The following is a 12,386-nucleotide window of genomic DNA, read 5'->3' as shown; positions in this document are numbered from 1 at the left end:
TCCGCGGCGCCGCCCCCCCCCGCCTCCCCAAAGACGCGCGCATCGGCTTCGGCGACGTCCCCGGCTTCGTCCCCTTCGACACCTTCACCGGCGGCCACCCCGACCGCATGCCCGAGGACCGCACCGCCGGGCAGACCATGCACTACACCTCGGGCACCACCGGCCGCCCCAAAGGCGTGCGCCGCGCGCTCAGCGGCCTGGACCCCGACGACGCGGCCGAGCTGGGCACCGCCCTGTTCGGGTTCTTCGGCATCGAGCCCGGCCCCGGCAACGCCCACCTGGTCACCGCGCCCACATACCACACCGCCGTCACCCAGTTCAGCACCACCGCCCTGCACATGGGCCACACCGTGGTCTACATGGACGGCTGGGACGCCGAGGAGTTCCTCCGCCTGGTCGAGCGCCACCGCGTCACTGGCACCCACATGGTCCCCACCCACTTCAAGCGCCTGCTCCACCTGCCCGAAGAGGTGCGCGCCCGCTACGACACCTCCTCCATGCGCTGGCTCGTGCACGGCGCCGCCCCCTGCCCCGAGGAGGTGCGCGCGGCGATGTTCGCCTGGTGGGGCGAGTGCGTCTACGAGTACTACGCCGCCACCGAGGGCGGCGGCACCGTGCAGCGCCCCGAGGACCGGCACGCCCACCCCGGCTCGGTCGGCCGCCCCTGGCCCATCACCGAGCTGCGCATCGTCGGCGACGACGGCCGCACCCTCCCGCCGGGCGAGACCGGCACCGTCTACATGCGCATGCTCGGCCCCGACTTCGAGTACAAGGGCGACCGCCGCAAGACCGACGAGGCCCGCCTGGACGGGTTCTTCACCCTCGGCGACATCGGCCGCCTGGACGAGGACGGCTACCTCTACCTCAGCGACCGCACCTCCGAGGTGATCATCTCCGGCGGAGCCAACATCTACCCCGCCGAGATCGAGAAGGAGCTGCTCACCCACCCCGAGGTCATGGACGCCGCCGTCTTCGGCGTCCCCGACGACGACTGGGGCGAGCAGGTCAAGGCGGTCGTCGAGCCCGCCGCCGGGTCCGCGCCCGGACCGGAGCTCGCCGAGCGCATCCGCGGCCACCTGCAGGGCCGCCTGGCCCGCATGAAGCACCCCCGGACCATCGACTTCATCGCGCAGATGCCCCGCGAGCCCAACGGCAAGCTGCCCAAGCGCCGCCTCCGGGACCCCTACTGGGAGGGCCGTGAGAAGAATGCCGACTGAGCCCCCCGACCCCGACCCCCTCGTCGGAACGCACACCGTCGCCTTCCCCGGCGGCTACACCCGCAGCACCGGCCCGGTCATCGGCCGGTTCCTCACCGAGCTGCGCGACGGCCGCCTGGTCGGCGTCCGCGCCGCGTCCGGCCGGGTGCTGTTCCCGCCCACCGAGTACGACCCCCACGACGGCTCCCCGGTCACCGGCGAGTTCTGCGAGGTCGGCCCCGCCGGAACCGTCCAGGCCTGGTGCTGGGTGGCCGATCCCCGCCCCGCCCACCCCTTCGACCGCCCCTTCGCCTGGGCGACCGTGCTCCTCGACGGCGCCGACACCGCCCTGCTGCACGCCCTGGACACGGGGGCCGACGCGGGGGGCGAGCCGCCCCGGTCGCTGCGCGCCGGGCTGCGGGTCCGCCCCCGCCTGCTCCCGGCCGCCGAACGCACCGGCGCCATCACCGACATCGCCTGCCTGCGCCCCGAGGTGACCGAGGTCCGCGACACCGGCCGACTCGACTACACCATCCGCGCCGACGCCGCCCTCGCCCGCTACCTGGAGGCCCAGACCGAGGGCCGCATCCTCGGCTCCCGCGCCCGCAGCGGGGCGGTGTACGTGCCCCCGCGCGACGTCGACCCCGCCGACGGCACCCCCGTCACCGGGGACGTGGAGCTGCCGCCCACCGGCACGCTGACCACCTTCTCGGTCAACCACGTGCCCGACCCCCGCGCCCCGCAGGTGCCCTTCGTCACCGGATACGTCCGGCTCGACGGCGCCGATGTCGACCTGCTGGCGCTGGTCAGCGGCGTCGACCCGGAGCGGGTCCGCCCGGGGATGCGCCTGCGGGCCGAATGGCTCCCGCCCGAGGAGCGCAGCCGTACCCGGCCCAGCATCCGCTGGTTCGTCCCGGAGGAGCAGGAGAGGGGGAGCGGAGATGGGCACTGAGGCCCCCGCGCGCGTCGCCGTCGTCGCCTACGCCGCCGACGTGCACCCGGGCGGCACCGCCGCCGCCGAACCCGCCCTGGTCCACCGCGTCGTCACCGGCGTCCTCGACCAGGCCGGGATCGACCGCTCCGACGTCGGCTTCACCGTCTCGGGCAGCTTCGACTACCTCGCCGGGGCGCCGTTCTCCTTCGTCGGCGCCCTCGACTCCCTGGGCGCCTGGCCGCCCATCAGCGAGAGCCACGTGGAGATGGACGCGGCCTGGGCCCTTTACGAGGCGTGGCTGCACCTGCTCGGTACGCAGGGAGCGGAGGGAGCGGAGGGAACGGGGGAGGGCGGCACCGGCGGCATCGCCCTGGCCTACGGCTTCGGCAAACCCACCCAGGGGTCGCTGCCCGACATCCTCGCCCGCACCCTCGACCCCTACTACCTGGCCCCGCTGGGCGTCGACGCCGACGACCTGGCCGCCCTCCAAGCGCGCGCCGCCATCGACGCCGGGGTCTGCGCCCAGGACGCGGCCGGTGCCGTCGGCCGTGCGCAACCGGCGGACGGCGCCGCCGCGGTCCTGCTGGCCACCGAGCCCGCCGCCTCGCGCATCGCCCGCGCGCGCGGCGTCCGCCCCGCCTGGATCACCGGCCTCGAACACCGCATCGACGTGCACAGCCCCGCCGCGCGGGACCTCTCCCGCTGCGCCTCCGCCGAGCAGGCGGCCGCCGCCGCGGGCGTCGACAAGGGCCCCGTGCACGTCGCCGAACTCCACGCCCGCCACCCCCACGAGGAGGCCCTGCTGCGCGCCGCCCTCGGCCTGGGCCCGGACACCGAGGTCAACCCCTCCGGCGGCCCCATGGCGGCCGACCCCGTCATGGCCACCGGCCTGGTCCGCATCGGCGAGGCCGCGCGCCGCGTCGCCGACGGCACCGCCGACCGGGCCGCCGCCCACGCCGCCCAGGGCCCCTGTCTGCAGCACAACCTCGTCGCGGTCCTCCAGGCCGCCCCGGAAGGAGGCCCCCGATGAGCCGAGCGGCCGCGGTGATCGGCGTCGGCCAGACCCACCACCGCAGCAGGCGCACCGACGTGTCCATGCCCGGCCTGGTGCGCGAGGCCGCCCTGCGCGCCCTGGAGGACGCCGGGCTGGGCTTCGCCGACATCGACGCGGTCGTGCTGGGCAAGGCCCCCGACCTGTTCGAGGGCGTGGCCATGCCCGACCTGTTCCTCGCCGACGCCCTGGGCGCCCGCGGCAAGCCGCTGCTGCGCGTGCACACCGCCGGGTCGGTGGGCGGGTCCACCGCCATCGTGGCCGCGAACCACGTGCGCTCCGGCGCCTTCCGCCGGGTCCTGGCCGTGGCCTGGGAGAAGCAGTCCGAGTCCAACGCCACCTGGGCGCTCACCGTCGGCCAGCCCTTCTCGGCCTCCCTCGTCGTCGGCGCCGGGGGCTACTTCGCCCCCTTCATCCGCGCCTACATCGAGCGCGCAAAGGCCCCCGAGCACGTGGGCTGGGCCGTCGCCGCCAAGGACCGCCGCAACGCCCTGCTCAACCCCTACGCCCACCTGCGCATGCCCGGCATCACCCCGGAGGCGGTCGCCGCCAGCCCCATGCTCTGGGAGCCGCTGCGCTACCTGGAGACCTGCCCCTCCTCCGACGGGGCCTGCGCCATGGTCCTGGCCGCCGAGCAGGAGGCCCGCGCCGCCCCCGGCCCACCCGCCTGGATCCGCGGGGCCGCCGTGCGCAGCGAGCCCATCGCCTTCGCCGGGCGCGACGCGGTCGACCCCCGGGCCGGCCGCGACTGCGCCGCCGACGTCTACGCCCAGGCCGGGGTGGACGACCCCCGCCGCGGCATCGACGCCGCGGAGGTGTACGTGCCGTTCAGCTGGTACGAGCCCATGTGGCTGGAGAACCTCGGCTTCGCCGGGCCGGGGCAGGGGTGGCGGCTGACCGACGAGGGGGCCACCGCGCTGGACGGCGACACCCCCTGGAACCCCTCCGGGGGCGTGCTGTCCACCAACCCCGTCGGCGCCTCCGGGATGATCCGCTTCGCCGAGGCCGCGCAGCAGGTGCGCGGGCGCGCCGGAGACCACCAGGTGGAGGGCGCCCGCACCGCCCTCGGCCACGCCTACGGCGCCGGGTCCCAGTTCTTCGCCATGTGGATCGTCGGATCGGAGCGACGCTGATGGAGTTCAACCTGGCCGACCTCTTCGAGGGCGTCGCCGCCCGCGTCCCCGACCGCACCGCCCTGGTCTGCGGAGACGAGCGCCGCACCTACGCCGAGCTGGACGCGCGCGCGGGCCGCCTGGCCCGCCACCTGGCCGCCCGCGGGGTGCGCCCCGGCGACCGGGTCGCCCAGTACCTGTACAACGGCCCGCACTACGTGGAGGCGCTGCTGGCGGCGCTGAAGATCCGCGCGGTCCCGGTCAACGTCAACTACCGCTACGTCGCCGGTGAGCTGCGCTCCCTGCTGGCCGACGCCGACCCGGCCGCCCTGGTGCACGACGCCGCCTTCGACGGCCGGGTCGCCGGGTCCGCCTCCGCCGCGCCCTCGCTGCGCTGCACCGTCCGGGTGCCCGACGGGTACGAGGAGGCGCTGGCCTCCGCCCCGGACGGCCCGCCGTTCCCCGCCCGCTCCGGCGGCGACCTCTACATCATCTACACCGGCGGAACCACCGGCATGCCCAAGGGCGTCATGTGGCGCCAGGATGACCTGTTCTTCGCCGGGCACGGGGGCGGCAACCCCGGCGGGGAGGCCGCCGCCACCCCCGCACAGGCGGTCGACCGGGCCGCCGCCACCGAGGGCGTGGTCATGCTGCCCGCCGCCCCGCTCATGCACGGCGCCGCCCAGCTCGCCGCGTTCATCACCTTCTGGGCCGGGGGCACCCTCGTGCTCGTCCCCTCCTTCGACGCCGCCGAGGTGCTGCGCGCGGTCGAGCGCGAGCGGGTGCTGACCATGAACATCGTCGGCGACGCCATGGCCGCGCCCCTGGCCGAGGAGATCGAGCGCGGCGGCTACGACCTGTCCTCGCTGCTGGTGGTCAGCTCCACGGGGGCGATCCTGTCCGGGGCGGTGCGCGAGCGCCTGGAGCGGGCCCTGCCCGGCCGCATGGTCATGGACAACTACGGCTCCACCGAGACCGGCCTGGTCGCCTGGGGCGTGGCGGGGTCCGTCCCCGAGACCGGGCTGCGCTACCGGTTCGAGGACGAGCGCATCACCGTGCTCGGCCCCGGCCTGCGCCCCGTGGCCCCGGGGTCGGGCGAGGTGGGCACGGTGGCTCGGGCCGGGCGCGTCCCGCTGGGCTACTTCAACGACCCCGACAAGACCGCCGCCGTGTTCGTCGAGGTCGACGGCGTCCGCCACACCCTCACCGGCGACATGGCCACGGTCGAGGCCGACGGCACCGTGGTGCTCCACGGCCGCGGCTCGGTCTGCATCAACACCGGCGGGGAGAAGGTCCACCCCGAGGAGGTCGAGGCGGTCCTCAAAGGCGCCCCCGGCGTCGGCGACGCGGTCGTGGTGGGCGTGCCCGACACCCGCTTCGGCGAGCGCGTGGCCGCCGTCGTCGCCGCCCCCGACGGGGCGCCGCCCCCCGCCCCCGAGCACCTGGACGCCCACGTCCGCGCCCGCCTGGCCGGGTACAAGGCGCCGCGCCTGTACCGGATCGTCCCGCGGGTGCAGCGCTCGCCCAGCGGCAAGGCCGACTACCGCTGGGCCCGCGCGGCGGCCGCCGAAGGCCGCGGTCCCGCACCTCCCCAGCCGAGGAAGGACGCACCGCCATGACCGCACCGAGCCCGCGCCCCGTCCCCGACGGCTTCGACTTCACCGACCCCGACCTGATCGCCGACCGCGTGCCGCACGCCGAGTTCGCCGAGCTGCGCCGCACCCGCCCCGTCTACTGGAACCCCCAGCCCCCCGGCCACGGCTTCGACGACGGCGGGCTGTGGATCCTCACCCGCCACGCCGACGTGCGCACCGCCTCGGTCGACTCCCGGCTCTTCTCCACCCACGCCAACACCGCCGTGGTCCGCTACTTCCAGGGCATCGACGCCGACGCCATGGACGTCCAGCGCAACCACCTGCTCATCAACATCGACCCGCCCGACCACACCAAGCTCCGCAAGATCGTGCAGCGGGGCTTCACCCCGCGCGCGATCGGCCGCATGTCCGACGCCCTGGCCGAGCGCGCCGACCGCATCGCCGCGCGCGCGGCCGACAAGGGCGGCGGCGACTTCGTCACCGACGTCGCCATGGAACTGCCCCTGCAGGCGATCGCCGACCTCATCGGCGTGCCCCAGCGGGACCGGGGGCGGCTGTTCGCCTGGTCCAACGAGATGCTCGGCTACGACGAGCCCGAGTACACCGTCGACCCGGCGGTCGCCTCGGCGCAGATCCTCGAATACGCCATGGCGCTGGCCGCCGACCGGCGCGAGGCGCCCCGCCGGGACATCGTCTCCGCCCTGGTCAACGCCGACGTCGACGGGCGCGGGCTGACCGACGACGAGTTCGGCTTCTTCGTCATCCTGCTGGCCGTGGCCGGGAACGAGACCACCCGCAACGCCATCACCCACGGCATGCTCGCCTTCCTGGACCACCCCGGGCAGTGGGAGCGCTTCCGGCGGGAGCGGCCCGCCACCGCCGCCGACGAGGTCGTGCGGTGGGCCACCCCCGTCATCGCCTTCCAGCGCACCGCCACCGACGACACCGAGATCGGCGGCGTCCCCGTGGAGAAGGGGCGGCGCGTGGGGCTCTACTACAGCTCGGCCAACTTCGACGAGGAGGTGTTCACCGACCCGTTCGCCTTCGACATCGGCCGCGACCCCAACCCGCACCTGGGGTTCGGCGGCACCGGGGCGCACTACTGCCTGGGCGCCAACCTGGCCCGGATGGAGATCGGCCTGATCTTCAACGCGATCGCCGACCGGATGCCCGGCCTGCGCGCGCTGGGCCCGCCCGAGCGGTTCCGCTCGTCGTGGATCAACGGCGTCAAGCACCTGCCGGTGCGGTACCGGTGAGCCGTCGGCGGGCGGGCCGGGGCCTCACACGATCCAGCGCAGGTAGCCCAGGTACAGCCCGACCACGATGAGGACCGCGCCCACCACGGCGAACATGATGTGCACCCAGTTGCTCAGCCACGGCGCGTCCACGATCCGCGCCACCTCCGGGCGGTTCGGGTGGTAGGTGACGGTCACCGTCTCACCGTGCTTCGAGGCGGTCCACCCCGTGCTCTCGTGCTGGGCGTGGACCTCCTCGCCCAGGTGCGTCGTGAACCGCACGATCATCCGGGCGGTCGTGTTGGACTCGGCGTACCCGACGACCTCGCCCTCGGCCCGCAGCCCGTTGCGCATCAGCAGGGCCGTCCACAGCGCGTGGCGGAAGTAGGCGTACATGACGGCGATGCCGGCGGCGATCGGCAGCAGGGGGTATATATCGGCCACGGCGGCTCTACTCCACGGGGTCGGTCGGCACCAGGGCTCAGGCTAGAGCACCCGGCGGGCCGCCGATAGCCGCCCCGCCCCGCCCTGACGCTGCGCATACGGGGTGCACACGGTCCGCGCACGCCCGTGCGCCACCCATGACACGCCCGCCGGTGCGCCCTACTCCGGGACGAGGGGGACCCCGCCTTTCGGCGTAGGCGCGGATACGCTCACGGACCGATGCCGCGCCCTGGCGCCCGTCGGTAGCGTCGGACACGGCCGACGGCGGGGAATACGGGGCCGCGCCGGAGGCCGCGCGGGGCCCGGCCGGGCGCGTTCGGGCCCGTACGGCGGGGCCGGAGTCCGTGGTGGGACCCGGCCCCTCACCGTCTCCGCCCACCGCTCCTGCGCTCACAGCTCCAGTGCCGGGTGCAGCCGGGACATGGTCCACGTCCGCTTGCGGGCCACCGCCGCCCAGCCCAGCAGCAGCCCGCCCGCCGTGTAGGCGCCCAGCACCAGGCAGGCGTGCAGCACCGCCTGCGGGTCCCCGCCGCTGATCAGGTGGCGGCTCGCGGTCACCGCCCAGTACATCGGCATGAACGGCGCGGCGGCCTGGAGGAGGCCCGGACTGGTCTGCAGCGGGTAGGTGCCCCCGGCCGAGACGATCTGCACGATCAGCATCACCAGCACGATGACCTTCCCGGGCGCGCCGAACTGCGCGTCCACCCAGTGCACGATCGAGGTGTAGGCGGCGGCCACCAGCACCAGGAACCCGATGAGCCCCGGCCAGTCCACCGCGTCCAGCCCCAGCAGCAGGTGCAGGACGGTGACCATCACCACGGCCTGCGCCGCCCCCAGCGCCAGGCCCGGCAGCCACCCCGCCACCGCCACCCGCCAGGACGGGGCGGTGGAGGCCAGCGCCCGGCCCGGGGCGGTCGGCAGGACCATGTACACCACCATGGCGCCCACCCACAGCGACAGGCCCAGGAAGAAGGGGGCGAAGCCGGTCCCGTAGTCCGGCACGGGGTTGGAGGTGGAGGAGGCCAGCCGGGTCGGCGCGCTCATCATCGCGTCGCGGGCGCTGCGGGAGTCCTCGTCGAACGTGGGGATCTGCTCCGCCCCGTCCTGGAGGCCCCCGGCCAGCTCGGCGGAGCCGTCCTTGAGGTCGCCCAGCCCGTCGTCCAGGTCCCCGGCGCCGGTATGCAGCTCGACGATGCCCTCGTCCAGGGAACCGGCCCCGGAGGCCAGGTCGCCGAGCCCCGAGTCCAGCTCGTCGGCGCCGTCCTTCAGGTCGCCCAGGCCCCCGGCCAGCTCGTCGGCCCCGTCCTCCAGATCGACGAGGCCGTCGTGCAGGTCGCCCGCGCCGTCCTCGGCGTCGGACAGGCCGTCGCGCAGCTCACGGGACCCCGACGCCAGCTCCTCCAGCCCCGAGGCGAGCTCGTCGACTTGGTCCCGGGCGTGCTCGGCGTCGTCCGCCAGGTGGGGCGCCTCGTCCTTCAGCTCTTGGGCCAGGTCCCGCACCGCGCGCGCGTCGGAGGCGATGCCGTCGATGCGGTCGCGGTGCTCCTCCACGTACGCGTCGGCCTTCAGGGCGAGGTCGATCCCCTCCTTGAGGGCCTCCCGCACCTCCGGCGGGATGTCCGGGTACTTCGCCGGGTCGTCCAGGTCCTCCTTGAACGCCGTGAGCCGCGCGGTCGTCTCGTGGCAGATCTCGGGCAGGTCGTCCAGGGCGGTCGCGAGCTCGTCGGCGGCGGCCGCGACGTCCCCCGCGTCCTTCTCGATCTGGGGGGAGTGCTCCTTGAGGAGGGGGATCCACTCGTCGGCGAGCCGGTCGATCTCGTCGGCCTTGGCGTTCACCGTGTCCGAGGCGGAGGTGGCGCCCTCGGCCAGGTCGGCCGCCCCCGCGTGCAGCTCGCCCAGCCCCGACTCCAGGTCCGCGGCGCCGCCCTCGGCCGCGGAGGCGCCGTCGGCCAGCTCGTCCGCGCCGTCTTCGGCGGTGGCCGCGCCGTCGGCCAGCTCGCCCGCCCCCTCCTCGGCGGAGGAGGCGCCGCTGGCGACCTCCCCGGCGCCGTCCTCGGCGTCGCCCAGCCCCTCGTAGAGCCGCCCGGAGCCGTCCTTGGCCTCCGACGCGCCGTCGGCCAGCCGGTCGGCGCCGTCGGCGGCCTCCTCGGTCCGGGAGTGGATCTCGTTGAACCCGACGAACATCGTGTCCAGGTACCGGGAGATCGCGGTCTCGTCGACCGCCTTCTCGATCTCGGTGAGCCCCAGGGCCAGCAGCTCGGAGGCGATGTAGTTGGTGGCGTCGTTGTAGTGGACCTCCAGCCGCGCGCGCGTGGGGTCGCTGCCGGTGTCGGCGGGGGAGGCCAGGTCGGCGCTGAAGTCCTCGGGGATGGTGATGGAGGCGTAGTAGCGGCCGTCGGCGACCCCGGCGGCCGCGTCGCGGGCGTCGGTGACCCGCCAGGCCAGGTCGCCGCGTCTGACCAGCTCCTCGGTGAGGTCGTCCCCGGCGGTGACGGTCTCGCCGTCGGCGGTGGCCGGTTCGTCCTCGTTGACCAGTGCGACCGGCAGGTTGCTCAGTTTGCCGAAGGGGTCCCAGAACGCCCACAGGTACATGCCGGTGTACAGCAGCGGGATGACCGTCAGAGCGCACAGCGCGGCGATGGTCAGCGGGTGGCGCAGGAAGGAGCGGGCCGACAGCCACCCCAGGCGCGGGGTGGGCAGGAAGCGCATCTTCGGCGGTGTCGGCTTGGGCAGCGTGAACCTGGGGGCCTTCATCTAGCCCTCCTTGCGCGCGAACAGCTCCGACAGGTGGAGCGCGCGCTTGCGTCCGGCGCCGGTGCCCTTCTTCGGGCCGGTGCGTTCGGGGCGCGGCGGGCGGTGCAGGCGCACCACGGCGGTGTCCTCGTCGGCCCCGGCGGGGTCGCCGCAGGCGGCGACGACGGTCAGCCCGGTGTCGGCCAGTGCGCGCAGCGTCCCCCAGAACTCCCGGCGGTGCTCCCGGGTCAGGCCCGCGTCGGCGTCGTCGACGAGCAGCAGGCGCGGCTCCTCCAACAGGGCCAGTGCCACCCCCAGCCGGAGGCGCTCCAGGCCCGTGAGGTCCTTGGCGAGCGTGCGCGTGTCCAGGCCGCCCAGCCCCACCTCCTCAAGGGCGGGGGCGGCCGCGGCCTTGGGGGCGGGACGCAGCCGCAGCAGCATCCGCTCGGTCAGGTGCTCGGCGACGCGCAACCGCTCGTCCAGGTCGTTGACGCCCTCGGACAGCCCCAGGGCGGCGATGCCGCGCACCTTCCGGGCGCGGCGGGGCAGCGCGTGCCCGTCCACCAGCAGGCGGCCGCCNGGGGCGCATCCGCCCGGCCAGGGTGAGCAGCAGGGCGGTGCGGCCGCTGCCGGAGTCGCCCGCGACGGCGGTCAGCGACCCCGGGGCGGCCTCCAGGCCGACCCCGGAGAAGACCCTTCCCTCCCCGGTGCGCAGCTCGACATCCTCGGCCAGCACCCGGACCCCCGTCGCGCGGCGCATCCGCCCCCCTCGGCTCGCCTACGTCCGCCCTGGTCACGAGCCTGGGCGCCGGAGAGCGCGGGGGCAACGCGCCACGCTCGGACTTGGCGATACCCGGACGAAGCCCGAACCATCGGGCGCGCGGCGGGGCGGGGGAGGGGAGCGGTCAGGCGCGCTCGGCCCGCAGGATGTCGTCGACCAGCCGCATGAGCACCGCGTGCACCTCCTCCAGCGGCCGGTCCGGGTCGAGCGTGCGCCACTCCAGGGCCGCCGTCAGCGCCATCCCGAACACCGCCGACCCGGCCACCCCGGTGTCCAGGCCCGGCCGCATGCCCCCCTCGGCCTGAACCGCGTCCAGGAGCCCGGTGAACACGTCGATCGCCTGGCGCCGGATGCGCAGCGCGGTGGCTTCCCAGGCCTGGTTGGTCCGCCAGGACTCCGACAGCAGCAGCCGGGCCAGGTCCTCGTACTCGGCGATGAACTGCAGCTCGGCCCGGACCAGCCCGGACAGCGCCTCGCGCGGTGGGCCCACCGCGCCCTCGCGGAGCATGGCGGCGAACCGGTCCACGCCCCACTCCAGGAAGGCGGAGAACAGCTCGTTCTTGCCGCCGAAGTTGTAGTAGACGGTGCCCTTGGCCAGACCGGCGCGCTCGGCGATCCGGTCCACGGTCACACCGTCCAGGCCGTGGGCGGAGACCTCCTCCAGGGTCGCCTGGAAGAGGCGCTGCCGGGTGGCCTCGCGTCGCGCGCTCACGGGTCGCTCCTGCGTACGGGGGATGGGTGCGACCGCCATTATCCCGCCTTCCCCGGGCGGGGGCCCCGGTCGCGGCGCCCCCGCCCGACGTTCACAGCTTCAGCGCCGGGTGCAGGGCGCTCATCGTCCACATCCGCTTGCGTGCCACGGCCAGCCAGGTCAGCAGCCCGAACACCAGTGTGTAGGCCGTCAGGGCCCCGCACGCCTGCAGCACCACCGTGGTGTCGCCGCCGCTGATCAGCACCCGCAGCGCCGAGACCACCCAGCTCATCGGCAGGTAGGGGGAGATCGCCTGGAAGAACCCCGGGCTGGTCTCCACCGGGTAGGTGCCCCCGGCCGAGGTGAGCTGGAGCATCAGCAGCACCAGCGCCAGGATGCGCCCGGCCGAGCCGAAGCGGGCGTTGGCCCACTGCACGACCGCGGTGTAGGCGGCCGTGGTCAGCAGCAGCAGCCCGATGGTGGCCGGCCAGCGGTCGGCCTCCAGCCCCGGGTACAGGTGCAGCACGGCCAGGCTGATCCCCACCTGGGCGGCGCCGATCGCCGCCGCCGGGACCCACCCGGCCAGGGCGATCCGCCAGGACGGGGCGGCCGAG

At 75.1% G+C, this 12,386-nt stretch carries 11 protein-coding genes; 6 read left to right on the top strand and 5 right to left on the bottom strand.

Annotated elements, in window-relative coordinates:
• The 6 genes from D476_RS0116770 to D476_RS0116745 form a co-directional block, all read left to right on the top strand.
• The coding region (locus tag D476_RS0116770) for an AMP-binding protein (RefSeq protein WP_017625089.1) at positions 1-1,217 on the top strand (1,217 nt) is incomplete at its 5' end.
• Positions 1,207-2,148 carry a Zn-ribbon domain-containing OB-fold protein gene (locus D476_RS0116765; protein ID WP_017625088.1) on the top strand — a complete coding sequence of 314 codons (942 nt, stop codon included), beginning with the start codon at positions 1,207-1,209 and terminating at the stop codon, positions 2,146-2,148. The genes D476_RS0116770 and D476_RS0116765, both read left to right, overlap by 11 nt.
• On the top strand, positions 2,138-3,160 hold the full coding sequence (locus D476_RS0116760; RefSeq protein ID WP_017625087.1) for a hypothetical protein: 1,023 nt from the start codon (positions 2,138-2,140) through the stop codon (positions 3,158-3,160). The genes D476_RS0116765 and D476_RS0116760 overlap by 11 nt, the downstream gene beginning before the upstream one ends.
• Positions 3,157-4,314: a thiolase domain-containing protein gene (locus D476_RS0116755; protein WP_017625086.1), complete on the top strand. Its 1,158-nt coding sequence runs from the start codon at positions 3,157-3,159 to the stop codon at positions 4,312-4,314. The genes D476_RS0116760 and D476_RS0116755 overlap by 4 nt, the downstream gene beginning before the upstream one ends.
• Positions 4,314-5,912 carry an AMP-binding protein gene (locus tag D476_RS0116750; protein ID WP_017625085.1) on the top strand — a complete coding sequence of 533 codons (1,599 nt, stop codon included), beginning with the start codon at positions 4,314-4,316 and terminating at the stop codon, positions 5,910-5,912. The genes D476_RS0116755 and D476_RS0116750 overlap by 1 nt, the downstream gene beginning before the upstream one ends.
• A complete protein-coding gene (locus tag D476_RS0116745) occupies positions 5,909-7,144 on the top strand; it encodes a cytochrome P450 (RefSeq protein ID WP_017625084.1) in 1,236 nt (411 codons plus the stop codon). Before D476_RS0116750 ends, D476_RS0116745 begins: the two co-directional genes overlap by 4 nt.
• Positions 7,145-7,168: 24 nt before the next feature.
• Here D476_RS0116745 and D476_RS0116740 read toward each other — a convergent pair whose 3' ends face one another.
• The 5 genes from D476_RS0116740 to D476_RS33580 all read right to left on the bottom strand — a co-directional run.
• On the bottom strand, positions 7,169-7,567 hold the full coding sequence (locus D476_RS0116740) for a DUF3592 domain-containing protein (protein ID WP_017625083.1): 399 nt from the start codon (positions 7,565-7,567) through the stop codon (positions 7,169-7,171).
• Positions 7,568-7,957: 390 nt separating this feature from the next.
• Entirely contained in the window at positions 7,958-10,321 is a 2,364-nt protein-coding gene (locus D476_RS0116735; RefSeq protein WP_017625082.1) for a YhgE/Pip domain-containing protein, read from the bottom strand.
• On the bottom strand, positions 10,322-10,864 hold the full coding sequence (locus D476_RS33585) for a P-loop NTPase family protein (RefSeq protein WP_017625081.1): 543 nt from the start codon (positions 10,862-10,864) through the stop codon (positions 10,322-10,324). It abuts the gene before it with no gap.
• Positions 10,865-11,205: 341 nt separating this feature from the next.
• Positions 11,206-11,793, bottom strand: a complete 588-nt coding sequence (locus tag D476_RS0116725; protein ID WP_017625080.1) for a TetR/AcrR family transcriptional regulator — start codon at positions 11,791-11,793, stop codon at positions 11,206-11,208.
• Positions 11,794-11,884: 91 nt separating this feature from the next.
• Positions 11,885-12,386, bottom strand: a 502-nt coding sequence (locus D476_RS33580) for a YhgE/Pip family protein (protein ID WP_040726521.1), incomplete at its 5' end; no start/stop codon positions are given.

It is taken from the genome of Nocardiopsis chromatogenes YIM 90109 (genome assembly GCF_000341185.1).
Classification (GTDB): domain Bacteria; phylum Actinomycetota; class Actinomycetes; order Streptosporangiales; family Streptosporangiaceae; genus Nocardiopsis_A; species Nocardiopsis_A chromatogenes.
Note: the sequence above shows the minus strand (reverse complement) of the source record. Positions and strands in the feature narration are given on the sequence as shown.

Coding starts and splice junctions, on each gene's coding strand:
- D476_RS0116745 (WP_017625084.1), top strand. CDS start 5,909: ATGACCGCACCGAGCCCGCGCCCCGTCCCCGACGGCTTCGACTTCACC.
- D476_RS0116750 (WP_017625085.1), top strand. CDS start 4,314: ATGGAGTTCAACCTGGCCGACCTCTTCGAGGGCGTCGCCGCCCGCGTC.
- D476_RS0116735 (WP_017625082.1), bottom strand. CDS start 10,321: ATGAAGGCCCCCAGGTTCACGCTGCCCAAGCCGACACCGCCGAAGATG.
- D476_RS0116755 (WP_017625086.1), top strand. CDS start 3,157: ATGAGCCGAGCGGCCGCGGTGATCGGCGTCGGCCAGACCCACCACCGC.
- D476_RS0116765 (WP_017625088.1), top strand. CDS start 1,207: ATGCCGACTGAGCCCCCCGACCCCGACCCCCTCGTCGGAACGCACACC.
- D476_RS0116760 (WP_017625087.1), top strand. CDS start 2,138: ATGGGCACTGAGGCCCCCGCGCGCGTCGCCGTCGTCGCCTACGCCGCC.